Annotated in this window: 21 protein-coding genes; 12 read left to right on the top strand and 9 right to left on the bottom strand. The window is 70.1% G+C overall.

The window, feature by feature from the left end; translation table 11 throughout:
* Nucleotides 1-99 precede the first annotated feature (99 nt).
* Nucleotides 100-2,631, top strand: coding sequence for a bifunctional FO biosynthesis protein CofGH (locus AB0J88_RS11390; RefSeq protein WP_364346137.1), 2,532 nt, complete (start codon nt 100-102; stop codon nt 2,629-2,631).
* A gap of 866 nt (nt 2,632-3,497) precedes the next feature.
* Nucleotides 3,498-3,761, top strand: coding sequence for a WhiB family transcriptional regulator (locus AB0J88_RS11385; protein ID WP_089245306.1), 264 nt, complete (start codon nt 3,498-3,500; stop codon nt 3,759-3,761).
* Nucleotides 3,762-4,140: 379 nt separating this feature from the next.
* On the opposite strand, the gene AB0J88_RS11380 is transcribed toward AB0J88_RS11385, so the two are convergent.
* Nucleotides 4,141-4,584, bottom strand: coding sequence for a metallopeptidase family protein (locus tag AB0J88_RS11380; protein WP_089245308.1), 444 nt, complete (start codon nt 4,582-4,584; stop codon nt 4,141-4,143).
* 101 nt (nt 4,585-4,685) lie between these two features.
* On the opposite strand from AB0J88_RS11380, the gene AB0J88_RS11375 reads away from it, so the two are divergent.
* The gene (locus AB0J88_RS11375; RefSeq protein WP_089245310.1) at nt 4,686-5,048 is read left to right on the top strand and encodes a DUF3499 domain-containing protein; all 363 of its coding nucleotides are present in this window, start codon (nt 4,686-4,688) and stop codon (nt 5,046-5,048) included.
* Between the two features lie 134 nt (nt 5,049-5,182).
* Here AB0J88_RS11375 and AB0J88_RS11370 read toward each other — a convergent pair whose 3' ends face one another.
* The 3 genes from AB0J88_RS11370 to AB0J88_RS11360 all read right to left on the bottom strand — a co-directional run bounded on the left by AB0J88_RS11370 (nt 5,183) and on the right by AB0J88_RS11360 (nt 8,503).
* A complete protein-coding gene (locus AB0J88_RS11370) occupies nt 5,183-6,517 on the bottom strand; it encodes an FAD-dependent oxidoreductase (protein WP_364346139.1) in 1,335 nt (444 codons plus the stop codon).
* Between the two features lie 11 nt (nt 6,518-6,528).
* On the bottom strand, nt 6,529-7,875 hold the full coding sequence (locus tag AB0J88_RS11365) for an aspartate aminotransferase family protein (RefSeq protein WP_364345970.1): 1,347 nt from the start codon (nt 7,873-7,875) through the stop codon (nt 6,529-6,531).
* 127 nt (nt 7,876-8,002) lie between these two features.
* Nucleotides 8,003-8,503, bottom strand: a complete 501-nt coding sequence (locus AB0J88_RS11360) for an Lrp/AsnC family transcriptional regulator (protein ID WP_364346141.1) — start codon at nt 8,501-8,503, stop codon at nt 8,003-8,005.
* A gap of 171 nt (nt 8,504-8,674) precedes the next feature.
* Here AB0J88_RS11360 and AB0J88_RS11355 point away from each other — a divergent pair, with 171 nt between their 5' ends.
* The 7 genes from AB0J88_RS11355 (at nt 8,675) to AB0J88_RS11325 (ending at nt 16,196) form a co-directional block, all read left to right on the top strand.
* The gene (locus AB0J88_RS11355; RefSeq protein WP_364345972.1) at nt 8,675-9,907 is read left to right on the top strand and encodes a spermidine/putrescine ABC transporter substrate-binding protein; all 1,233 of its coding nucleotides are present in this window, start codon (nt 8,675-8,677) and stop codon (nt 9,905-9,907) included.
* Nucleotide 9,908: 1 nt separating this feature from the next.
* Nucleotides 9,909-11,063, top strand: a complete 1,155-nt coding sequence (locus AB0J88_RS11350; RefSeq protein ID WP_364345974.1) for an ABC transporter ATP-binding protein — start codon at nt 9,909-9,911, stop codon at nt 11,061-11,063.
* Between the two features lie 5 nt (nt 11,064-11,068).
* On the top strand, nt 11,069-11,977 hold the full coding sequence (locus AB0J88_RS11345; RefSeq protein WP_364346143.1) for an ABC transporter permease: 909 nt from the start codon (nt 11,069-11,071) through the stop codon (nt 11,975-11,977).
* The gene (locus tag AB0J88_RS11340; RefSeq protein ID WP_364345976.1) at nt 11,978-12,769 is read left to right on the top strand and encodes an ABC transporter permease; all 792 of its coding nucleotides are present in this window, start codon (nt 11,978-11,980) and stop codon (nt 12,767-12,769) included.
* The gene (locus tag AB0J88_RS11335) at nt 12,766-14,160 is read left to right on the top strand and encodes an FAD-dependent oxidoreductase (protein ID WP_364345978.1); all 1,395 of its coding nucleotides are present in this window, start codon (nt 12,766-12,768) and stop codon (nt 14,158-14,160) included. Before AB0J88_RS11340 ends, AB0J88_RS11335 begins: the two co-directional genes overlap by 4 nt.
* Nucleotides 14,160-15,353, top strand: a complete 1,194-nt coding sequence (locus AB0J88_RS11330; protein ID WP_364345980.1) for a saccharopine dehydrogenase C-terminal domain-containing protein — start codon at nt 14,160-14,162, stop codon at nt 15,351-15,353. The genes AB0J88_RS11335 and AB0J88_RS11330 overlap by 1 nt, the downstream gene beginning before the upstream one ends.
* A gap of 339 nt (nt 15,354-15,692) precedes the next feature.
* A complete protein-coding gene (locus AB0J88_RS11325) occupies nt 15,693-16,196 on the top strand; it encodes a hypothetical protein (RefSeq protein WP_364345982.1) in 504 nt (167 codons plus the stop codon).
* On the opposite strand, the gene AB0J88_RS11320 is transcribed toward AB0J88_RS11325, so the two are convergent.
* Nucleotides 16,193-16,627: an NUDIX domain-containing protein gene (locus AB0J88_RS11320; protein ID WP_364345984.1), complete on the bottom strand. Its 435-nt coding sequence runs from the start codon at nt 16,625-16,627 to the stop codon at nt 16,193-16,195. The two genes, AB0J88_RS11325 and AB0J88_RS11320, sit on opposite strands and share 4 nt — an antisense overlap.
* Before the next feature lie 128 nt (nt 16,628-16,755).
* Entirely contained in the window at nt 16,756-18,195 is a 1,440-nt protein-coding gene (locus AB0J88_RS11315; RefSeq protein ID WP_364345986.1) for an aldehyde dehydrogenase family protein, read from the bottom strand.
* 137 nt (nt 18,196-18,332) lie between these two features.
* On the opposite strand from AB0J88_RS11315, the gene AB0J88_RS11310 reads away from it, so the two are divergent.
* Both AB0J88_RS11310 and gabT read left to right on the top strand, forming a co-directional pair.
* The gene (locus AB0J88_RS11310) at nt 18,333-19,769 is read left to right on the top strand and encodes a gamma-aminobutyraldehyde dehydrogenase (protein WP_364345988.1); all 1,437 of its coding nucleotides are present in this window, start codon (nt 18,333-18,335) and stop codon (nt 19,767-19,769) included.
* Nucleotides 19,766-21,052: a 4-aminobutyrate--2-oxoglutarate transaminase gene (gene gabT / locus AB0J88_RS11305; protein ID WP_364346145.1), complete on the top strand. Its 1,287-nt coding sequence runs from the start codon at nt 19,766-19,768 to the stop codon at nt 21,050-21,052. Before AB0J88_RS11310 ends, gabT begins: the two co-directional genes overlap by 4 nt.
* Here gabT and AB0J88_RS11300 read toward each other — a convergent pair.
* Genes AB0J88_RS11300 through AB0J88_RS11290 form a run of 3 tightly spaced genes read right to left on the bottom strand, consistent with a single transcriptional unit; the run spans nt 21,029 to nt 24,296 of the window.
* A complete protein-coding gene (locus AB0J88_RS11300; protein ID WP_364345990.1) occupies nt 21,029-21,802 on the bottom strand; it encodes a hypothetical protein in 774 nt (257 codons plus the stop codon). The two genes, gabT and AB0J88_RS11300, sit on opposite strands and share 24 nt — an antisense overlap.
* The gene (locus AB0J88_RS11295; protein ID WP_364345992.1) at nt 21,799-23,274 is read right to left on the bottom strand and encodes a GEVED domain-containing protein; all 1,476 of its coding nucleotides are present in this window, start codon (nt 23,272-23,274) and stop codon (nt 21,799-21,801) included. Before AB0J88_RS11295 ends, AB0J88_RS11300 begins: the two co-directional genes overlap by 4 nt.
* Complete coding sequence (locus AB0J88_RS11290) at nt 23,271-24,296, bottom strand: polyprenyl synthetase family protein (RefSeq protein ID WP_364345994.1); 1,026 nt, start codon at nt 24,294-24,296, stop codon at nt 23,271-23,273. Before AB0J88_RS11290 ends, AB0J88_RS11295 begins: the two co-directional genes overlap by 4 nt.
* Nucleotides 24,297-24,339: the final 43 nt, after the last annotated feature.

Below are 24,339 nucleotides of genomic sequence, written 5' to 3'. Positions count from 1 at the left end.
AGGCGGTCGGATGGTTCCCGATCGTCCAAGATTTTTGAGCCGTGACCGCCGCCACGGATTCCTGTCGGTGGCACGGCCTACGCTTCAACGGTGGCTGATCTGATCCCGACCTCGCCCCCGCCGCCGACCCCGGCGAGCATCCGGCGGGCACTGGCGCGTGCCGCTGACGGCAAGGCGCTCGACCAGGGCGAGGCGGCGGACCTGATGGCCGCCCGCGGTGAGGCACTCGACGAGCTGCTGGGCGTCGCCGGCGCCATCCGCGACGCCGGCCTGCGCGATGCCGGGCGGCCGGGCGTCGTGACGTACTCGCGCAAGGTCTTCATTCCCTTGACCCGCCTCTGCCGGGACCGTTGCCATTACTGCACCTTCGCCACGGTGCCGCACCGTCTGCCGGCCGCGTTCCTGGACCGCGACGAGGTCGTGGCAATCGCCCGCGAAGGCGCGGCGCAGGGCTGCAAGGAAGCGCTGTTCACCCTCGGCGACCGGCCCGAGGAGCGTTGGCCGGCGGCGCGCGAATGGCTCGACGCGCGGGGCTATGACTCGACGCTCGACTACGTGCGGGCCAGCGCGATCGCCGTGCTCGAAGAGACCGGTCTGCTGCCGCACCTCAACCCGGGCGTCATGACCTGGGCCGAGCTCCAGCGCCTCAAGCCGGTCGCGCCGAGCATGGGCATGATGCTCGAGACCACCGCGACCCGGCTGTGGTCCGACAAGAGCGGCCCGCACTTCGGCTCACCCGACAAGGAGCCCGCGGTTCGGCTGCGGGTGCTCGACGACGCGGGCCGGGTCGGCGTGCCGTTCACCACCGGCATCCTGATCGGCATCGGCGAAAACCTGGTTGAGCGCGCCGACTCGGTGTTCGCGATCCGCCGTTCGGCGCGCGAATACGGCCACATCCAGGAAGTCATCATCCAGAACTTCCGGGCCAAGCCGGACACCGCGATGCGCGGCATGCCCGACGCCGAGCTGCTCGACCTCGCCGCGACGATCGCGGTCAGCCGGATCATTCTCGGCCCCGGCGCCCGCATCCAGGCACCGCCCAACCTGATCGAGGGCGAATACGACCTGCTGCTGCGCGCCGGCATCGACGACTGGGGCGGCGTCTCGCCGGTGACCCCCGATCACGTCAACCCGGAACGCCCCTGGCCGATGATCGACGAGCTTGCCGCCCGCTCGGCCGCCTCCGGTTTCACGCTGCGGGAACGACTGACCATTTATCCCGAGTACGTGCGACGCGGCGACCCCTGGCTGGACCCCCGGCTGGCGGGCCACGTGGCGGCGCTGGCCGATCCGGTGAGCGGGCTGGCGGCCGAGGGCACGGGGCCGGTCGGCCGGGCCTGGCAGGAGCCGGACGAGGCGTTCGTACCCGGCGGTCGCACCGACCTGCACGCGACGATCGACACCACCGGCCGCACCGGCGACCGCCGTGGCGACTTCGACTCGGTCTACGGCGACTGGTCCGAGGTAGCCGAACGCATCGCGCCGGAAGCGGTCGACCTAGGTCGGGGCGCGTCGGTGGAGCGCCAGCCGTCCGACGTCCTGGCCGGCTTGCGTTTGGCGGCAACCGACCCGGCGGCCCTGCTCGAGGAGCGGCACGAAGCAGCGGCCATGGCCCTGTTCAACGCCGACGGCACGGCGCTCGACGAGCTCTGTCGCATCGCCGACGACGTCCGCCGCGACACGGTCGGCGACGACGTGACGTACGTGGTCAACCGCAACATCAATTTCTCGAACGTCTGCTACGTGGGCTGCCGTTTCTGCGCCTTCGCCCAGCGCGAACGCGACGCCGACGCCTACCGCCTGTCGGTCGACCAGGTCGCCGACCGCGCCGAGGAGGCCTGGGCGGCCGGCGCCACCGAGGTCTGCATGCAGGGCGGCATCGACCCGAAGCTGCCGGTCACCGCATATGCCGAGATGGTCCGCGCGATCAAACAGCGCGTGCCGGGCATGCACGTCCACGCCTTCTCACCCATGGAGATCGTCACGGGCGCCGCGAAAGGCGGCATGCCGGTCCGCGAGTGGCTGGAGACCCTGCGCGAAGCCGGCCTCGACACGATCCCGGGCACCGCGGCGGAGATCCTCGACGACGACGTGCGCTGGGTGCTCACCAAGGGCAAACTCCCGGCCGCCACCTGGGTCGACGTGGTCTCGACGGCCCACGAGCTAGGCATCCGGTCGAGCTCCACGATGATGTACGGGCACGTCGACCACCCGCGCCAATGGCTAGGCCACTTCCGGGTGCTGGCGGGGGTGCAGGACCGCACAGGCGGCTTCACCGAGTTCGTAGCCCTGCCGTTCGTCCACACCAACGCCCCGATCTACCTGGCGGGCATCGCTCGCCCGGGCCCGACGTGGCGCGAGAACCGGGTAGTCCACGCGATGGCCCGACTACTCCTGCACGGCCGCATCGCCAACATCCAGTGCTCGTGGGTAAAGCTCGGAGACGAGGGCACGGTCGCGATGCTCAACGGCGGCTGCAACGACCTCGGCGGCACGCTGATGGAGGAGACCATCTCGCGCATGGCGGGCTCGGCCAACGGCTCGTCGCGCACGGTAGAGCAGCTCAAGGCCATAGCCACCGCAGCCGGCCGCCCGGCCCGCGAACGCACGACGGCCTACGGCCTGCACTGACACGCCGCCGACGCGAGGCTCGGCCGGCGGCGCCCCGATCGCCGGCACGGGGCTCGGCCGGCTGCGTCCTGCCCGTCTGTCGGTGATGTCGGGCGGGGAGGGCTGCGTGCGCCTTGGCCTGTCGCTGCGCGATCGTGAGGCCAGGCTGCGCCCCGCGGCGGGGATCCGTCGTTGCTCGCATGGACTGGATCGGATCGCCTGGCATGGGCAAGCTGTCGGGTTGAGGTTGGTCCGCTCGCACGGATCGGAAGAAGGGCGCGGCGGTTTGGCCTTCGCGGCGCCGGGCGTGGGCCGGATGGCGGTCGGCGCGTCCCGGTCGTCGTCAAAGGGCCACTGCTGATTCGGGCCGGTGTCGGCCGCCGCGACTTTCGAGATAGCCGCTCGAGACGCTTCGCGTTTGCTGGAGCCGATGCGGTTCAGCGGGTCCGAAAGCTGACGGTTCCTACAGCGAACCACCAGGTTTGCATGATCATCTGAAAGGGGTAATCACTCGCCCGATTCGTGCCCTCGACCGGGGGACTAGCGGAGGCCGGGTGGATCAAGCTAGGGATGTCGTGGTTTGATCTCTTATGTGCGGTTGTGGCGTCTGAGCTGGTGGGAAAGTGGTCGAGCGAGCGTTACCCGCCTGGGGTCTGGATCGGTAGGGAGCCGAAGGACCACGGCGCCATCCGCGAGTCGCCCACGGCACGCCGGTGAGTGGGCCTATTTATCAGGTTCCGCTTGACGACGCACGCATTACACGCGTGTAATTTCACTGGGGTCGTTCGAACGGGACATGACAAATCGGACCGTACGGGCGAAAAAGTAGGGCCTTCCGCGAGGGGGTTACGCCGGTCGCAGGCCGGCGTGCGAAAGGAGGCAACGTTATGGATGGTGGCCGTGTCGAGGTCGCCGACCTGCTGGGCAACGCGCCGGAATGGCAGGAGCGTGCACTGTGCTCCCAGACCGACCCGGAAGCGTTCTTCCCGGAAAAGGGCGGTTCGACCCGCGAGGCCAAGCGGATCTGCTCGCGCTGCGACGTCAAGGCCGAATGCCTCGAGTACGCGCTCGGCCACGACGAGCGGTTCGGCATCTGGGGCGGCCTGTCGGAACGCGAGCGACGCAAGCTGAAGCGGCGCGTCGTCGCCTGACCGGGCAACGAAACGTCAGCCGGCACCAAGCGCGGAGGGGGAACCCGCGCCGAAGGCGGCACAAGAACATACCGGGGAACGAGGGCCATCATCGCCAGCGATGCGGGCCCTCGACCGCATCCGGGGCACGCCGAGGTGGCGGAGTGGGTGGAAGAGCGGGCACTGGAGCAGCTGTCGGATGCGCCGATGGTTGGTCCGGGCAGGTGCGATTGCGGCTGTCACGTCGGGACAGGTGGCTGGCGGATTGAACACCCCCACCGCGGACACACCCAAGGTGTCCCGGATCGTGTCGAATTCCGGGTGAGGCGGTGGAGGCGACGGCCGCGCGAGAGGTCATACGGCCAAGCGGCTGGCTCGGCCGGGCAAGATCAGCCCGGCGTCAGCTCAGCTCGTCCGGGTCTAGGCCCAGCAGGTTGGCGACCTGCTCGATGATCACGTCGTGGACCAGGTCGGCCAGGTCGTCGTGGTCCATCGCGCGGAACTCCAGCGGCCGCCGGTAGAGGACGATTCGCGGCGCCATGTCGGCTCGGCCGGGGCGGCCCGGCAGGAGGCGGGCCAGCGGGACCTCGCCGTCTTCGAGCACGTCCGTGTCGTACACGTTGAGCTCCGGCGGCACGTCCTCCACCGCGAACTCGACCCCGGCGAGCTCCTTCGCGAACCGATGCTCCAGGGTCTCGACCGTGTCCAGGACAAGATCATCGAAGATCTCTGCCTTGGTACGCGCCAGCGGCACCGTCGCGGGGACCAAGCGTCCCCGCAGCCCGCGACCGTGCCGGTCACGGCGCCGACCGGACGGCGGCCGGCGGTTGGCGGGGCTGGTCATCGTGCACCTCCTGGAGAAAAGCAGCCTCAGCCTAGCCCCGCGATCGGCGTGTCGCGGCGCAAGGCGGGGCAACGCCCGGGTGGGGGCGATAACGTGCCGCCGTGAGGTCTCCACGGCGTTGCTCCAGGAACGGCTGTCCCAGGCCGGCTGTCGCCACGCTGACCTACGTTTACCACGAGTCAACCGCCGTCGTCGGGCCGTTGGCTGCCTTCGCGGAGCCGCATACCTATGACCTCTGCGAGACGCACGCCCGCTCTCTGACCGCCCCCCGCGGCTGGGAAGTGGTGCGCCACGAGGGCGAGTTCCAGCCGCCACCACCCACGACCGACGACCTGGTCGCCCTGGCCGACGCGGTACGTGAGGCGGCCCGCCCAGGCCGCTACGACGACTACGACGACCTCCCGCACGCAGGCCACCAACAAGGCCGCCGCGGCCACCTCCGCGTCATCCCGCCCAGCCAGTAACACCAGCGGGCCGGTGGGCAGGCTGCCGACGGCGGGCGGAGCCTCGCGGACCCCTGTGGCAGGAGATCACTGCTGAGGCCGCCGAGGCAGAGGGTCGCAAAGCACACGAGCCAGGAGAGCACGAAAGACCGCGGTCAGCCGCCCACCAACCGCGCGATCAGGTCTGCTCGTCGTGCGGGTCGCCCGGTGCGTGCCTCGGCTGCGTCAGCCGACGCCGTCGCGCGCAGGGCCGCGTTGATGCCCAGCCACCGCAACGGCTCCGGTTCCCATGACCGCGACCGGTGCCCCACCCAGGGCAGCCCCACAAGCTCAGACGACCGCTCCAGGATCAGGTCCGCCAGCGTCCGCCCAGCCAGATTGCTGGTCCCCACCCCGTCCCCGACATAGCCGCCCGCCCACGCCAGCCCCGACGCCCGGTCCAACCCCACCGAAGCCGTCCAGTCCCGCGTGACCCCGAGCGGCCCACCCCACGCGTGTGAGATCTCCGCGACCGGCCCCAGCACCGGAAACAGATCGACCAACGTCTGCCGCAGCGCCGCGAAGACCGAAGGCTCAAGATCGAACGACGGCGACACCGCCGAGCCGAAGTGGTACGGCGCGCCCCGCCCGCCGAAGGCCAGCCGCCCGTCAGCGGTCCGCTGCCCGTAGATGATCAGGTGGCGGAAGTCCGTGAACGTCTCCCGGTCGGCAAGCCCGATGGCGTCCCAGGTCGACGACGGCAGCGGCGGCGTCGCCACCATCAGCGAGTAGACCGGCGCCACCGCTCGCCCATGACCGGGCAGCCCCGCCGTGTAGCCCTCCGTCGCCCGCACCACCACCGGTGCCCGCACAGTGCCGAACGGTGTCACACAAGCCCCCGGCCGCAGCGAGGTCACCGGCGTCCCCTCGTAGAGAGCGACCCCGCGAGCCGCGACCACCGACGCCAACCCCCGCACCAGCGAAGCCGGCTGGATGGCCGCGCAGTGCGGGGTGAACACCCCGCCCAGCACCGACGTCGCCCCGAGCCGCGCGGACGCCTCGGGCGCCGACAGCAGCGACACCTCGTCGAACCCGAAGGAGGCGTACGACGAAACAGTCCCGGCAGCCCGGGCGAGCTGCGCCGACGACCGGGCCACCGACACCGTCCCGCCCTTGTGGAAGTCGCACGCGATTCCTTCGGTCGCGCACACCCGCCCGACCTCGTCGACCGTCGCGTTCATCGCCTGCTGGAAGGAGATCGCCGCGGAGCGGCCGTGGCGCCGGGCCAACGACGGCAACGACGTCGGCAGCAGCGCCGAGCACCAACCCCCGTTTCGCCCCGAAGCGCCGAACCCCGCGTACGCGCTCTCCAGCACCACCACCCGCAACGACGGATCCAACGAGCTCAGGTAGTACGCGGTCCACAACCCGGTGAAGCCCGCGCCCACGATCGCCACGTCGCACGAGACAGACCCCGACAGCGGAGGTCGCAACGTGGGCGGCGGCCCCATCCAGTACGAGATCACAGGCGCTGCCACGCCTCCGTCAGCACCGAACGCAGGATCTGCTCCATCTCGTCGAACTGCTGCTGCTCGCAGATCAGCGGCGGCGCGAGCTGCACCACCGGGTCACCCCGGTCGTCCGCCCGGCAGTACAGGCCGGCCTGGAACAGCGCCGTCGACAGGAAGCCGCGCAGCAGTCGCTCGGACTCCGCCTCGTCGAAGGTCGCCCTGGTCGCCTTGTCCTTGACCAGCTCGATCCCGTAGAAGAACCCGTCACCCCGGACGTCGCCGACGATCGGCAGGTCCAGCAGCTTCTCCAAGGTGGACCGGAAGGCACCTTCGACAGAGCGCACGTGACCCGTCAGGTCCTCCCGCGCGAACACGTCCAGGTTGGCCAGCGCCACCGCGCACGACACCGGATGCCCGCCGAACGTGATGCCGTGCGCGAACATCTCCGTCGCGCCCAGGAACGGCTCGATCAGCCGGTCCGACGCGATCATCGCTCCCAGCGGCGCGTACCCGGAGGTCAGGCCCTTGGCAGTGGTGATGATGTCGGGCTGGTAGCCATAGCGCTCAGCCCCGAAGTAGTAACCGAGCCGACCCCAAGCACAGATCACTTCATCAGAGACCAGCAACACGTCGTACGCGTCGCAAATCTCTCGAACCCGCGAGAAGTATCCAGGCGGTGGCGGGAAGCAGCCGCCCGAGTTCTGCACAGGCTCGAGGAACACCGCCGCAACAGTGTCCGGCCCCTCACGCTCGATCGCCCGCGCGATCTCGTCCGCCGCCCACCGCCCGAAGTCGTCGAGAGACGACCCATGCTCCGGCGCGCGGTAGAAGTTCGTGTTCGGCACCTTGATCCCGCCCGGCACGAGCGGCTCGAAGTCCGACTTGATGCCCGGCAGCCCGGTGATCGACAGCGCGCCCATCGAGGTGCCGTGGTAGGCGATGTGCCGGCTGACCACCTTGTGCTTGTTCGGCTTGCCGACCCGTTTGAAGTAGGCCCGGGCCAGCTTCCACGCCGACTCGACCGCCTCGGACCCGCCGGTCGTGAAGAACACCCGGTTGAGGTCGCCGGGCGTCAGCGAGGCGATCCGGGACGCAAGCTCGACCGCGGTCGGATGGGCGTAGGACCACAGCGGGAAGAACGCCAGCTCCGCGGACTGCTTGGCGGCGGCGTCGGCGAGCTCGGTGCGGCCGTGGCCCGCGTTGACCACGAACAGGCCCGACAGCCCGTCGAGGTAGCGGCGGCCCTGGTCGTCCCAGACGTAGGCGCCTTCCCCACGGACGATCGTGGGCACCTCCCCGTCGCGATAGCTGGACATCCGGGTGAAGTGCATCCACAGGTGGTCGGTGGCGTTGGCCATCGCAGTCCCCATCGCGTCGTCGTGCGAGCTGGTGAGCTCGCAGCACCTACAACGGTTATCGCACAAAAACCTGGCGCGAGGCAAGGGTTCCGGAAGCCAAAAGCCAAGAACGCCACGAAATCCGAAGCTAGGCCGTACCCCATGAATAGGTCTGCTTCCGCAGTTTGAGATAGACGAACGCCTCGGTGGAGAGCACGCCCTCGACCGTCCGCAGCCGCTTGAGAATCTCCAGCAGGTGGTCGTCGTCGCGGCACACCACCTCGCACAGCAGGTCGAACGAGCCCGCCGTGATCACCACGTAGTCGACCTCGTGCAGCTCGGCCAGCCGGTCGGCCACCAGCTCCAGGTCGCCGGCGACGCGCAGCCCGATCATCGCCTGGCGGGGAAAGCCGAGCTGGAGCGGGTCGGTCACCGCCACGATCTGCATCACTCCGGCGTCGAGCAGACGCTGGACCCGCTGCCGGACCGCCGCCTCGGAGAGCCCGACCGCCTTGCCGATCGTCGCGTACGGCCGCCGTCCGTCCTCCTGAAGCTGCTCGATGATCTGCTTGGCGACATCGTCGAGCAGCGCGTGGCTGGCCCCTTCGCGGACCACAGCCCGGCGGGGACCCGCCCCGTTGCCCGACATGCCCATTTCTAGATCCTCCTCAGTAAAGGACGTGCATTACAGCGGCAAGTCTTCCGTATTTCGTCGTCAACTACGAGAGTGGCAACGGAATCCCTTGTGACAGGGGTTATCGCATGTCAGGATCGGTCGTCGTCTAGATCCCCCCAACTAGACCGAACCCGGGAGTCCCCGATGCGCAATCGCTCGCGTCCGCCGTTGTCCCCCGAGGCCGCGGCCCTGCTTTCGTTCACGCGCTCCTCCCTGTCCCGTCGCACCCTGATGCGGGGTGCGCTCGCTTCCGGAGCACTCGCGGTCTCCGGTGGCGCGCTCGTCGCCTGCGGCACCAAGGGTGCGCAGCAGACCGAGGCGAGCTGCGTCAGCGAGGACAGCTCCGGCTCGGAGAAGAAGCTCACCGTTTCGAACTGGCCCCAATATATCGACGTCGATGACAAGGACGAGTCGAAGCGCCCGACCCTCGTCGCGTTCGAACAGAAGACTGGCATCACCGTCAGCTATACGGAAGACATCAACGACAACAACGAGTTCTTCGGCAAGGTGCAGAACCAGCTCACGGCGTGCCAGCCGACCGACCGCGACGTCATCGTGCTCACCGACTGGATGACGGCCCGCATGATCCGGCTGGGCTGGCTGCAGAAGCTCGACGCCGCGAAGATGCCGAACTTCCAGAAGAACCTGCTGCCCTCGCTCAAGGGGCGACCCTTCGACAAGAACAACGAGTACGCGGTGCCGTGGCAGTCGGGCCTGGCGGGCCTCGCCTACAACGGCAACGTCACCAAGGAGATCAAGTCGGTCGACGACCTGCTGACCCGGCCCGACCTCAAGGGCAAGGTGACCGCACTGACCGAGATGCGCGACACGATGGGGCTGATCCTGCAGTCCAACGGGCACAACCCGTCGGACTTCACCAAGGCGCAGTTCGATGACGCGATCAACAAGCTGCAGAAGGCGGTCGACGCCGGGCAGATCCGCCGGTTCACCGGCAACGACTACGCGCCGGAACTCGCCAAGGGCGACATCGCGGCGTGCATCGGCTGGTCCGGCGACATCATCCAGCTCGGCATCGAGGACCCGAAGGTGAAGTTCGTGGCGCCGGAGAGCGGCGCGATGCTCTACTCCGACAACTCGTCGGTGCCCAACAAGGCCACGCACAAGGCCAACGCCGAAGCGTTCCTGGACTACTACTACGACCCGGCGGTGGCGGCCGAGCTCGCCGCGTACGTCAACTACATCTGTCCGGTCGTCGGCGCCAAGGAAGCGATGGAGAAGATCGACCCGGAGCTGGCGAACAATCCGCTGATCTTCCCCGACGACGCGCTGCTGTCGAACACCAAGGTCTTCAAGGCGCTCACGGAGGCCGAGGAGCGCGAGTACGAGTCCGCGTTCCAGCGGGTCATCGGAGCCTGAGATGACGGCACCCGAGACCGGCGACCTGCGGATCACCAACGTCACCAAGCGGTTCGGCGAGTTCACCGCGGTCGACGACCTGAGCCTGACCGTCCCGCAGGGCGCGTTCTTCGCACTGCTCGGCGCGTCCGGGTGCGGCAAGACCACCACGCTGCGGATGGTCGCCGGGCTGGAGGAGCCGACCACCGGCGAGATCCGGCTCGGCGACCGCGAGATCACCCGGCTGCGGGCATACCAGCGGCCGGTCAACACCGTGTTCCAGAGCTACGCGCTGTTCCCGCATCTCGACGTCCACGAGAACGTGGCGTTCGGGTTGCGCCGGCGCAAGGTGCGCGAGGTCAAGCGCCAGGTCGACGAGATGTTGGAGCTGGTGCAGCTGGGCGGCTTCGGCAAGCGCCGGCCGGCCGAGCTCTCCGGCGGCCAGCAGCAGCGGGTCGCGCTGGCCCGGGCGTTGATCAACCACCCGCAGGTGCTGCTGCTCGACGAGCCGCTCGGCGCCCTCGACCTCAAGCTGCGCCGGCAGATGCAGATCGAGCTCAAGCGCATCCAAACCGAGGTCGGCATCACCTTCGTGCACGTCACGCACGACCAGGAGGAGGCCATGACGATGGCCGACACGGTCGCCGTGATGAACACGGGCAAGATCGAGCAGCTCGGCCGGCCCGCGGAGATCTACGAGTACCCCGCGACCGCGTTCGTGGCCAACTTCCTGGGCCAGTCCAACCTGCTGGCCGGCGAGGCCGCTGGTCAGCACGGTGGCGACGTCCTGGTCGAAGCCTACGACCAGCGGTTCGCTGTGCCGGCGCAGCGGTCGCGCACGCAGCGGGGTCCGGTCTTCCTCGGCGTACGCCCGGAGAAGCTCGCCCTGGTCCCGGCCGGCGCTGCCGTGCCGGCCGGCCACCAGTCCGTGGCCGGCGTCATCACCGACTCGTCCTACGTCGGCGTGAGCACGCAGTACCTCGTGCGCACCGGCTGGGGCACCGAGCTCGCGGTCTTCGCGCCCAACGGCGGTGACGCGACCCAGTTCGCGGTCGGCTCCGAGGTGACCGCGCACTGGCACCCGCAGCACGCGTTCCTGCTGCCGCGCGCGGCCGGAGAGGGCGACCAGACCACCCCGCTGCTGGACTCGCCGGACGCGGTCGGGGTCGGGTCGTGACACTCCTGACCGGGGTCGGTGCGCGCCCGGTCGACGCACCCACCGGCGGAGTACAAGCGGAACGGCGTGACCGCCGGCGCTGGCTTCCGTACCTGCTGCTGTTCCCCGGTGCCGCCTGGCTGTTCCTGTTCTTCGTCGTGCCGACGATCCAGCTCGGCGCGACCAGCCTCTACGACCCGTCGGGCTCGGTGACCACCGGCTACGCGATGACGTGGGAGTTCGGCAACTACCCCGACGCGATCGCGTACGCCTGGCCGCAGCTCGTCCGTTCGTTCAGCTACGCGGCCATCGCCACCGTGATCGGCATCCTGATCGGCTACCCGCTGGCGTACGCGATCGCCCAGAAGGCCGGCCGGTGGAAGAACCTGCTGCTGGTCTGCGTGGTCGCGCCGATGTTCACCAGCTTCCTGGTGCGCACGCTGGCCTGGAAGACGATCCTGTCGGACAACGGCTGGCTCGTCGGCTTCCTGCGCGACATCGGCCTGCTCGGCGACGAGGGCCGGCTGCTCGCGACACCGGTCGCGGTGATACTCGGCCTGACGTACAACTTCCTGCCGTTCCTGGTGTTGCCCCTCTACGCCAGCCTCGAACGGCTCGACTACCGGCTGCTCGAGGCGGCCGGCGACCTCTACGCCAGCCCGACCCGGACGTTCGTCAAGGTCACGCTGCCGCTGTCGATGCCCGGCCTGGTCGCCGGCACGCTGCTGTTCTTCATCCCGGCGGTGGGCGACTACATCAACGCCGCGCTGCTCGGCAACACCAACACCAACATGGTCGGCAACGTGGTGAACTCGGCGTTCCTGTCCCGCCAGGAGCCACCCCAGGGCGCGGCGCTGTCGTTCCTCCTGATGGCGATCATCCTGGTCATCGTCTTCACGTACGTGCGTCGCTCCGGCACTGACGAGGTGGTCTAGATGAGGCGTTGGCTCGCCGACCACTGGGTGATGACGGTCGGCCTCATGGTGCTGCTCTACCTGTTCCTGCCGATCGCGGTCGTCGCCGGCCTGTCGTTCAACCGCCCGTCGAGTCGGCTGTCGTACGACTTCAACGCGTTCACCACCGACAACTGGACCAACCTGTGCGGGCCGCCGGACCTGTGCGACGCGGTCAGCCGCTCGGCCTGGATCGGCCTCCTGGCAACGGTGTTCGCGACCATCCTGGGCACGCTGATGGCGTTCGCGCTGGCCCGGCACCGCTTCCGCGGCCGCAGCCTGACCAACCTGCTGATCTTCCTGCCGATGGCGACCCCCGAGCTCGTGATGGGCACGTCGCTGCTGGCGCTGTTCACCGCGGGCGGCCTCCAGCTCGGCTTCGTGACCATCCTGATCGCGCACATCATGTTCTGCGTGTCGTTCGTGGTGGTCACGGTCAAGGCCCGGCTGGCCGGCATGGACGCCCGGCTGGAAGAGGCCGCGATGGACCTCTACGCGACGCCGTTCCAGACCTTCCGGCGGATCACCCTGCCGCTGGTGCTGCCCGGGATCGTCGCCGCGGCCCTGCTGGCGTTCTCACTGTCCTTCGACGACTTCATCATCACGAACTTCAACTCGGGCAACACGGTGACCTTCCCCATGTACGTTTGGGGTGCCAACCAGCGAGGCATCCCGCCGCAGGTCAACGTGATCGGCACGGCTATGTTCGCGATCGCGCTGCTGCTGGTGCTGGCGACGAACGTGCGACGGCGGCGGGGGGCGCGAGTGGCATGAACGTCGGTCGCGCGCTCGCGGACGCGCAGCCCCGGGTCTTCTGGCTCGACCGTCCCGAGCGCCCCGACCCGCTGCCTCCGCTCTCCGGATCGTTGGACGCCGACCTGCTGGTCGTCGGCGGGGGCTATGCCGGGCTCTGGGCGGCGCTGTTGGCCAAGCAGGACGACCCCGGTCGCGACGTGGTGCTGGTCGAGGCCGGCACCTGCGGGTGGGCGGCGTCCGGGCGCAACGGCGGGTTCCTGGCGTCGTCGCTGACCCACGGCCTGGCCAACGGGGCGGCCCGGTTCCCGGACGAGATCTCCACCTTGGAGACGCTTGGCGCGGCCAACCTGGACGCCCTGCTGGCCACGATCTCGCTGTTCGACATCCGGTGCGACGTCGAGCGCACCGGGGAGATCTCGCTTGCGACCGCACCACACCAGCTCGCGGACCTCGCCGCCGATGCCGCGTTGGCCAGGCGGCACGGGCACGACGTGGTGGTGCTCGGTCGGGCCGAGGTGCGGGCCGAGGTCGACTCGCCGACCTATCTGGGCGGCGTCTGGCACCGCGACCGGACGGTCATGCTCGATCCGGCCCGGTTGGCGTGGGGGTTGCGGGCAGCCTGTCTCTCCTTGGGCGTGCGGATCTACGAGCACACGCGGGTGACGGGGCTGGTGCGGTCGGGGGCCGGGGTTCTCGCTCGCTGTGCCGGTGGGGCGGTGCGGGCCGGCGGTGTCGTGTTGGCCGCCAACGCGTTCCCGCCGTTGCTGCGCCGGCTGCGTGCCTATGTCGTGCCGGTCTACGACTACGCGTTGGTGACCCGGCCGTTGACCGCGGCGCAGCTCGCGTCCGTCGGCTGGCTTCGTCGCCAGGGGTTGGCGGACTCTGGCAACCAGTTCCATTACTACCGGCTCACGGCCGACAACCGGATCCTGTTCGGCGGGTACGACGCCGTCTACCACTACGGCAACCGGATGGCGCCGTCGCTCGCCCGTGAGGCGCCGACGTTCGCCACGTTGGCGCGGCACTTCTTCGAGACCTTCCCGCAGTTGGCGGAGGTGACCTTCACCCATCGCTGGGGCGGGGTGGTCGACACCTGCACGCGGTTCTGCGCCTTCTTCGGCACGGCTCTGGGTGGGCGGCTGGCGTATGCGACCGGGTTCACCGGCCTCGGCGTCGGTGCCACCCGGTTCGGTGCGCGGGTCGCGCTGGACCTGCTGTCCGGCTCTCCGACACCTTTGACCACCTTGGACTTCGTACGCAGCCGCCCGATGCCGTTCCCGCCGGAACCGTTGCGCTCACTGGTCATCAACGCGACCCGCTGGTCGATGGCGCACGCCGACGCACATGACGGCCGGCGCAACCTGTGGCTGCGTACCCTCGACAGATTCGGTTTGGGGTTCGATTCCTGATGCGTGTCCTACAGATCGGTGCGGGCGGTGTCGGCGCCGCCGCCGCCGCGATCGCCGCGCGGCGCTCGTTCTTCTCGTCGTGGGTGGTGGCCGACTATTCGCTGGAGCGAGCGTCGGCAGTGGTGGCCTCGGTCGACGACCCTCGTTTCTCCGCCGCCCGGGTCGACGCGTCGTCGTCGACAGAGGTGCGGGACCTGGCCGCCGGTGCCACGCACGTGTTCAACGCGGTCGACCCGCGGTTCGTCATGTCGATCTTCGACGGTGCGTTCGCGGCCGGTGCCGACTATCTGGACATGGCGATGTCGCTGTCGCAGCCGCACCCCGTATCTCCATACTCGTCGACCGGTGTCGTGCTCGGTGCGTCCCAGTTCGAGACGGCGTCGCTGTGGGAGGAGTCGGGGCGGCTCGCGCTGGTCGGGATCGGGGTGGAGCCGGGGCTGTCGGACATCTTCGCCCGGTACGCGGCCGACGAGCTGTTCACGTCGATCGACGAGATCGGGGTGCGGGACGGCTCGAACCTGGTGGTCGACGGGCACGCGTTCGCGCCGTCGTTCTCGATCTGGACGACGATCGAGGAGTGCCTGAACCCGCCGGTGGTGTACGAGCGCGGGCGTGGCTGGTTCACGACGGAGCCGTTCTCGGAGCCGGAGGTGTTCGACTTCCCGGAGGGCATCGGCCCGGTCGAGTGTGTGAACGTCGAGCACGAAGAGGTGCTGCTGATTCCGCGGTGGGTGGACGCGGGCCGGGTGACGTTCAAGTACGGCCTGGGGGCCGACTTCATCGCGGTGCTGCGGACGTTGCACCGCCTCGGCCTGGACTCGGCGGTACCGGTCAAGGTCGGCGACGTATCGGTGGCCCCGCGCGACGTGGTGGCGGCCTGCCTGCCGGACCCGGCGACCCTCGGGCCGTTGATGAGGGGCAAGACGTGCGCCGGCACGTGGGTGCGGGGCACGGGCGTCTCCGGCGCGCCGCGCGAGGTCTACCTCTACCACGTGGTCGACAACGAGTGGTCGATGCGCGAGTACGGCCACCAGGCGGTGGTCTGGCAGACCGCGGTGAACCCGGTGGTGGCGCTGGAGCTGCTGTCCGACGGCGCCTGGTCAGGCGCGGGCGTCCTGGGCCCGGAAGCCTTCCCGCCGCGGCCGTTCCTGGATCTGCTGGTGGCCTACGGGTCGCCGTGGGCGATGCGCTGACGCTGTAGCTCCTTCGTAGTCGTCGGACCGGCTTCGAATCGCGGTCCTATTGGTTGTCGATCCGCCACCTCACGGGTCCCGGCGGACGATGACGAGCAGCGCGGCTAAGCCGCCGCGAGCTGATCAGCCGGCGCCGCCTCTTGTCGGGATCCGCAACAACCCCCTGCTGACATGCGCGGCGCTTTCGCTCAGGGCGAACCGCTTGGCTCTGTGCGCCCTCCTGTAGCGGTGTAATGCTGTAATCAAGTAATCAGGAGGTGCGCCATGAGGGGTTTCCGAGGCCCATGGGAAGCAGGCGGCGGCCGAGGCGGACGAGCCGAGCCACCACCGTCGGAGGGTTTGGCGGCCTGGATCGCCGGAGCGGTGCCGGACGGCTGGTTCACCGACCCACCCGCGGTCACGATCGACCGCGACGAGGTCATGATCATTGGCCGGCTGCCCGTGCCGCAGCTGGGCGATGACGCGTCGGACGCGGACCGAGCGTCAGCGGAGCAGGGCCGCATCGCCCAACACCGCGAAGACACCCGAGACCAACGAATCAAGATCGCCCAACAGATCGAGCACCGCTGGCGCCGCAAAGTCAGCTGGGGCGCCACCTGCGGCTCGACGGAGGCACTGTTCACAACCTTCTCGGCGCCGGTGATGACCCGCCTGCGCCAGTCGGACCGCCAGGTCCTGGACACCCTGGTGGACGCCGGCGTAGCCCGCAGCCGATCCGAAGCCTTGGCCTGGTGCGTCCGCCTCGTAGGTCAGCACGCGGACCAGTGGCTGGGTGAGCTCCGGGACGCGATGGGCGCGGTCGACGAACTACGCCGCCGCGGCCCCAACACCGAGTCGGCTTAGACCAGCGGCTCGTCGCGCCGGCGTAGTCGGTCGGGCTCAGGTAGAGAGTGAAGCAATGCCGGCAGGCCGGCATGCACCAGGGGACGATCGCCGAGGTCGCTCAGAGCTACCCAGGCCATGTCGTCATGCTCGTCAGGGGCACGATTGGTCGGCGAGCCGACCCAGTCGCCGATGTGCCAGACGTTCAGGTGAACGGGGTCCTCGTCGCTGCCGGCGTGCAGAACGCCCAGTCGTGACGAGGACTCCGTGGCGATGTGCACGCCGACCTCTTCGTGCATCTCGCGCGCCAGGGCTGCCAGCTGCGACTCGCCCGCTTCGACATGACCTCCGGGCAGGTCCCATAGATCTGGATACGCATGGCGGGTCGGGCTGCGGTGCACCAGCAGGACCGAGCCGTTTTCGACGAGTGCGCCCGTGACGATGACATGCATGGCGGGATTAGAGCACCCGGGTACGACAACCCACCGCGGACCAGGCAGGGCGCGGCCCCGGGTTTGGGCCGCGCCCGTTGCGCGCGGGAGCAAACGGTCGTGCCCACCGCGAACGCGCGTAAAAGAAACTAAAGATCCAGGCCCGTCAAGACCATGACCCGCGGCTCGGTGTAGTCGTCCATCGCGCTCCGCAGCCCCTCGCGCCCGACCCCCGATCCCTTCACGCCCCCATAGGGCATCTGGTCGGCCCGGTACGAAGGCACGTCCCCGACGATGACCCCGCCGACCGAGAGGGTGCGGTGGGCCGTGAAGGCCGTCTGGATGTTGCGGGTGAAGACCCCCGCCTGCAGGCCGTAGTCCGAGTCGTTGATCGCCTCGAAGCCCGCCGCGTCGGACGGCACGGGCGACACCACCAGGACCGGGCCGAAGACCTCCTCGCGGTTGACCTTCGCGTCCTTCGGGGGGCGCGACAGCACGGTCGGCGGGTACGTCGCTCCCGCGCGCAGGCCGCCCACCTCGATCGTCGCGCCCGCCGTGACCGCCTCGTCCACCCACGACTCGACCCGCTGGGCCGCCGCCTCGGAGATCAGTGGGCCGACGTCGGTCGCCTCGTCCGAGGGGTCGCCCGTGCGCAGCGCCGCTACGGCGGCCACCAACCGGGGGAGGAAACCGTCATAGATCCACTCGTGTACGAAGACCCGTTGCACCGCGATGCAGCTCTGGCCGGCCTGGTAGTTGGAGAATGTCGCGATCCGCTCGGCCGCCCAGGTCAGGTCGGCGTCCGCGGTCCAGTCCTCGCACAGCAGCACCGCCGCGTTGCCGCCGAGTTCCAGCGTGACGTGCTTGTCGGGCACCGCACGCCGGATCGACGCGCCCACCGGCCCCGAGCCGGTGAAGCTGACCACCGGGAGCCGTGGGTCCTCCACCAGCGTGGCGGCCTGCTCGTTCGGCAGCGGCAGCACCGAGAACATGCCCGCCGGCAGTGCAGTCTCCGCGAGGATCTCGCCCAGCAACAGCGCGCTCAGCGGTGTGGCCGGCGCCGGCTTCACGATGATCGGCGCGCCGGCCGCGATCGCCGGGGCGACCTTGTGCGCGACCAGGTTCAACGGGAAGTTGAACGGCGCGATGCCGAGGACCGGGCCGCGCGGGAAGCGGCGCACCACGGCCAGACGGCCCGTCGCGGCCGGGTCGGTGTCGAGGCGTTGCAGGTCGCCGGCGAACCGGCGCGCTTCCTCGGCCGCCCAGCGGAACGTCGACACGGCCCGGGCCGCCTCGGCGCGCGCCCACTTGAGCGGCTTGCCGTTCTCGGCCGTGATCAGGTGGGCGACCTCGTCGGCGCGTTCCTTGAGCCGGGCGGAGACGTGGTCGAGGGCGGCGGCGCGGGCGTGCGCGGGAAGGGCCGCGGCCGTGGCGGCGACCTCCGCGGCCGCGCTGACCGCGCGTTCGACCTGCTCGGACGTCGCGAAGGTGGTGGTGCCGACCGCATGACCGTCGAAGGGATGCCGGACCGTCACCGGATCGGTGCCGTGCTCGGGCCGGCCTGCTACGTAGAACGCGCGCTGGTCCACGGCCGCAGCGTAACTCAGCAGCCAGGTTCGCGGAAACGGTGGCGACAGCCCTTGTCAGCAACGGATTCGGTCGCAAAGATGGCGTGAGAGTTGCGAATACGTCATGCAACAGAGCCCCCAGCCTGGAGACGCCCGCCATGAGCGACAAGCAGCAGCTGCGCAACTTCGTCAACGGTGACTACGTCGACCCGGTCGACGGCAACTTCAGCGACCTGCTCGACCCGTGCACCGGTGAGGTCTTCGCGCAGGCGCCGATCTCCGGTCCGGCTGACGTCGACCGGGCGATGACGGCGGCCGCGACGGCGTTCGAGAGCTGGCGTGAGGTGACCCCGGCCCAGCGGCAGCTCGCGCTGCTCAAGTTCGCCGACGCCGTCGAGTCCCGGGCCGCCGAGCTCGTCGACGCCGAGGTGCGCAACACCGGCAAGCCCCGCCAGCTCACCACCGAGGAGGAGCTGCCGCCGGCGGTCGACGAGCTGCGGTTCTTCGCGGGCGCCGCGCGCATGCTCGAGGGCCGGTCGGCGGGCGAGTACCTGGCCGGGCACACGTCGTACGTGCGCCGCGAGCCCCTCGGCGTCGTCGGCCAGGTGACGCCGTGGAACTACCCGCTGATGATGGCCATCTGGAAGATCGCTCCCGCGTTGGCGGCCGGCAACTGCGTCGTCCTCAAGCCGAGTGACACCACGCCGGTCAGCACGCTGCTGCTCGCCGAGATCGCGTCCGAGTTCTTCCCGGCCGGCGTGTTCAACGTGGTGACCGGCGACCGCGACACCGGCCGCGCGGTGGTGGCGCACCCCGTGCCGCAGCTCGTCTCGATCACCGGCTCGACCCGGGCGGGCAAGGAGGTGGCCGCGGCCGCCGCCCCCGACCTCAAGCGCACCCACCTGGAGCTGGGCGGCAAGGCGCCGGTCGTGCTGTTCGACGACGCCGACGTGGCCGCGGCGGCCGAGGCCATCGCGGTCGGCGGCTACTTCAACGCCGGCCAGGACTGCACCGCCGCGACCCGCGTGCTGGCCGGCCCGGGCATCCACGACGACTTCCTCGCCGCGCTCGTCGAGCAGGCCCGCAACACGAAGACCGGCGGACCCGACGAGGAGGACGTGCTCTACGGGCCGCTCAACAACGCCAACCAGCTCGGCCGGGTCACCGGGTTCGTGGACCGGCTGCCCGACCACGCCGCGGTCGAGGTCGGAGGCGGGCGGGTCGGCGAGCGGGGCTACTTCTACTCGCCGACGGTCGTCTCGGGCGTGCGGCAGCGGGACGAGATCATCCAGGACGAGGTCTTCGGGCCGGTGATCACCGTGCAGCGGTTCACCGACGAGGACGAGGCCGTCCGCTGGGCCAACGGCGTCGAATACGGGCTGTCCGCCTCGGTCTGGACCCGGGACCACGGCCGGGCCATGCGGATGACCCGGCGGCTCGACTTCGGCTGCGTCTGGGTCAACACGCACATCCCGTTCGTGTCGGAGATGCCGCACGGCGGCTTCAAGCACTCCGGCCACGGCAAGGACCTGTCGGTCTACAGCCTGGAGGACTACACCCGGGTCAAGCACGTGATGCACAACCTGGAGGGCTGATGGCCTCGTCGGACCTGCACAAGCGGCGGACAGCCGCCGTGGCACGCGGCGTCAGCTCGGTCATCAGCTCCTATGTGGACCGTGCTGGCGGCGGGACCCTGACCGACGTCGACGGCAAGGAGTGGATCGACTTCGCCTCCGGCATCGCGGTGACCTCCGTCGGCAACTCGGCGCCGCGCGTCGTCGCGGCCGTGCGCGAGCAGGTGGAGCGGTTCACCCACACGTGCTTCATGGTCGCACCGTACGAGCTCTACGTCTCCGTCTGCGAGACGCTGAACGCGCTGGCCCCCGGTGACGTCGAGAAGCGCTCGATGCTGGTCAACTCCGGCGCCGAGGCCGTGGAGAACGCGGTGAAGATCGCGCGGCACGCGACCGGGCGCACGGCGGTGGTCGTGTTCGACCACGCGTACCACGGTCGCACCAACCTCACGATGGCGTTGACCGCGAAGAACATGCCGTACAAGCACCGCTTCGGCCCGTTCGCCGGTGAGGTCTACCGGGTGCCGATGTCCTACCCGTTGCGCGACGGCGGGCTGTCCGGTGCCGAAGCCGCCGCCCGCGCGTTGGAGCTCGTCACGGCGCAGATCGGCGCGACCAACGTCGCCGCGGTGCTGGTCGAGCCGATCCAGGGTGAGGGCGGCTTCGTGGTGCCTGCGCCGGGGTTCCTGCCGGCGCTGTCCGCGTGGGCGCGCGAGGCGGGAGCGGTGTTCATCGCCGACGAGATCCAGACCGGTTTCTGCCGTACGGGTGACTGGTTCGCGTCGTCGCACGAGGGCGTCGTGCCCGACCTGATGACCCTGGCCAAGGGCATCGCCGGCGGTTTGCCGCTGGGTGCGGTGACCGGCCGCGCCGACATCATGGACGCGGTGCATCCCGGTGGCCTGGGCGGCACCTACGGGGGCAACCCGCTGGCCTGCGCCGCCGCGCTGGCCTCGATCGAGACGATGCGCGAGCTCGACCTGGTCACGGCCGCCAGGCGGATCGACCTGACGTTGGGCGGCCGGCTCCGCGACCTGGCCGCCGCGGACCCGCGGATCGCCGAGGTACGTGGCCGCGGTGCCATGCAGGCCATCGAGCTCACCCAGCCGGGCACCCTGACCCCCGATCCGGTGACCACGAGCGCTGTCTCGGCGGAGTGTCACCGGCGCGGACTGCTCACGCTGACCTGCGGCACGTACGGCAACGTGCTGCGCTTCCTGCCACCGTTGGTGATCGACGACGGCACGCTGGAGCGCGGGCTCGAGGTGCTGGCTTCCTCTTTAGAGGCCGTCGGAGCCGCGTAGCGTTTCCAGAGCGGCCCGCAACGCGTCAGGATCGACCGCGAACCCTCGGCTGTACGGCAGCTCCACCTGGTAGAGGACGAAGAGCATCAGGGCGACCATGCCGCCGAGCGTGGCGAACATGAGTCCATTGGGGACCGTGCGGCGCAGGCCGAACAGGTAGAGGAACCCGACGCTGACCACGGCTCCGCCGATCAGGATGGGCCAGAGGGGCGCCGGCATGCGGGAGTCGGCGTCGCCGATCCGGGCGCGGCGGGCGGTCGCGGCGGTGCTGACCTGCCCGGCCAGCATCTGGTGCGCGGCCTGCTCGGCCTCGGTCGCGGGTCGCACCGCGTCGACCCGCTCGCGAAGCTCCGTCGACAGGTTCTCGGCGCTCATCGTGCCGCTGTGCGCGGTGCGCAGGTGGTCCCACTCGGAGCCGCCGGCGACCTGGAGGTAACCCACGATCAGACCGCGCACGTCGTCCCGGTCGGCGGGGGCGAGGCGGTTGGCCGACCAGTACGCCTCGACCAGGCTGCTCGCCTCCGCCTCCGTGTTGCTCGCGGCGTCGGCGCGTGGCTCCCACACCGCGATGGCGGCGATCGCGATCAGGATCGCGTACACCATGCCGATCGTCGAATAGACCGTGCCGGCGGCGTCGCCGTCCGCGACCCGCCAGCGCCGCGGCACCCAGCGGGACACCATCGTGAACCCGATGACGGACGCGAGGGCCGCGGCGAGCACCACGGCGATCCCGGCGAGCAGCGTGTTCATCGACTTCCTCTCTTGGCGGCCGCGCGGGCGGCTACGGACGCGGCCGGCACCAGCAGCCCGACGAAGACCGTCCAGGTCAGCGGGAGACGGTCCTTCTCGATCGGCCTGGCGTTGGTGGCGACCGGGTGGTGGGGTCGCTCGGGGTAGGGGACCGGCACCGGGGCGACCCCCTGGTCGGGCACCGTGGCCGGGGGGCCGGCGAGGGGTTGGATGTCGAGTTTCTTCTTCGTGGGGTGGCTGCTCGCCACGGGTTCTGCGGGTTCCGCGGTGATCGGGTGGTCCTCGACCTCGCCGCTGTCGGCTGGACCGGTCGGTTTCGGTGACGGCGCGTTGTAGCCGTCCGGGCCGCCGTAGAGGCGGATCCGCAGCGTGGACGGGGCGACTTTTCCTTTCCACGTCAGGTGGACCGTGCGGGGTTCGCTGCTGGGCCTGACGATCTTGGTCGCGACGTCGCGGTCGTCGAAGCGGCCGTTGCAGTCCAGGTCGTGCCAGGCGGCCAGGAGGGCGTTGTGGCCGGTCTGGTTGGTGACGGTGATGGCTACCGTCAGGGTGCCGTCGGGGTCGACCGTCGCGGGCCGGGCCAGGGCGTCGTCCTGGTCCAGCTTGGTGGCATCGGTCTCCGGGGTGACGCTCCGGCCTAGGGCCAGGCCGGTGGTGATCTTGTGTCGCGGCCCGTTCTTCGCGCGGCTGGTCGGATACGGGGTCCCGGCGTCGCCGTAGTCCCAGGCCTCGGGGCAGGCGGCGGCGTCCGATCTGGTTGTCGGTCTCGTGTTGGTTCTCGTCGTCGCCGCTGACGGTTTGCTGAGCTTGACGTCGTAGATGCGGCCCGTCTGGTCGTGGAGGGCGTGCAGGGTCCCTTGTGGATCGATGGTGATCGCGCCGAAGGTGCCCGTCCTGGGCAGACCGGTGGGGGTGGCCACTGGCGTGGCCCTGCCGGTGTGGGGATCGATCCTGAGGAGCTGGCCTGACGCGATCGTGTAGAGCTTGCCGCCGTCGAGGTCCCAGTCGGCGATCTGGGGTCTGAGCAGGATGTCCGCGCCTGGGCCGTCGATCTCGTGCCGCTCGACCTCCTCAAGAGCCGGCATCTTGTACGTGACGACCTCGCGGTCGGTGCGGACGATCCAGCGGTCGCGGGTGGCCGCCGCCGCGCTGGTCGCGATTTGTGCCTGGAGCGCGGTTGGAACTGGCGCTCTCTTGGTGATCCGGCCCGTCTGGTCGAAGCTGATCACCCGGTCGTCGCTGAGCGCCCAGAACCTCTGTGTGTCCGGCACGTAGGCGACGGCGTCCAGCGGTGCGTCGAAGCGGGCGACGGTCTTCGGGCTGGTCGCGTCGTCGTCGAGCCTGATCAGGCTCTGGTCGCTCGTCAGATAGGTGGCGTTGTAGCAGACCGCTGGTTTCGGCGCGGCCGAGACCGGTGCCGGGGCGCTGAGGAAGGCCGCGGCGCAGACCGCCGCGGCGACACGGTGGTTCACCGGTCCCGGTCACCGACCAGCCGGACGATCGCGCGCAGATCCTGGCGGCGCTCCGTGGTGATGCCGGGCTCTAGCTGATCGAGGGCGGCGCGCAGGTGCCGTTCGGCCTCGGCTACACACCAGTCGCGCCAGCCGTCGGCCTCCAGCGCGTCGGCCAGCTCCTTCGCGTCTACATCGGACAACGCTTCCTCGTACGCCTCCGCGATGCGCCCGGCGGTCGCGGACCTGGAGGCGAGTGCGGCGACCACGGGCAGGGTGCGCTTGCGGTTGCGCAGGTCGGGATGTCCGGCTCCCCAGATGCCTCGCCGGTCGTCGGTGAGCTGCATGGCCAGGCCGAGTTCGGCGCCGAAGCCGCGCAGGGCGGCGATCTGGGCGGGCGTGCCGCCGCCGAACAGGCCGCCGAGGCCGGCGCTGCATTCCAGGAGGGCGCCGGTGCGGCGGCGGGCCGTGCGGAAGTCCTCGTCGAGGCCGGTGATGGCCTCTCCCTCGATCAGCTGTGCGATGGTCGCGCTGAGCGTGTGGGCGGCGGTCGCGGTGCCGGGGTGGGAGGTCGTGGCGAGCACGTCGAAGGCCAGGGCGAGAAGCGCGTCGCCGGCGAGTCGCGCCGCTGTGGTGCCGAAGACCTTCGACACGATGGTGTTCTCGGCGCGGAGCTGGGCGAAGTTGTGCACGAGCTCCACGGCGACGGCGGCCGGGATCGCGGCGGGCACGGCTGCCACGGCTGCCATGCCGACGGGGGTGCCGCCGACCGCTTCGGCGGCCACCAGGACCAGGGCGGGGCGGATGGCTTTGGCGGGCGTACGCGTGCGGTCTTCCCTGCCTGTGGTGTCCGTGCCAGTGGTGTCCGTGCGTGTGCTGTCCCACCACCCGAAGTGGTGGCCGACGGTGCGCCGGGTCGTGGGGGGCAGGCTGTCGACCGCGGCCCGCAGTGCCGGCTCGGTGACCGTCCGGGCGCGCTCGAAGACCCCGGACCCACGGCGCGGTGCCGGGATCGCGGACCGGTTTCCCAGGGTGACAGTCACGTCTGCACCGTCCAATCTGTACAGGTTCGGCTCCGGCGGCCTT

Source organism: Asanoa sp. NPDC049475, assembly GCF_040676915.1.
Taxonomy (GTDB): domain Bacteria; phylum Actinomycetota; class Actinomycetes; order Mycobacteriales; family Micromonosporaceae; genus Asanoa.
This window is presented reverse-complemented; position numbering and strand designations above follow the sequence as displayed.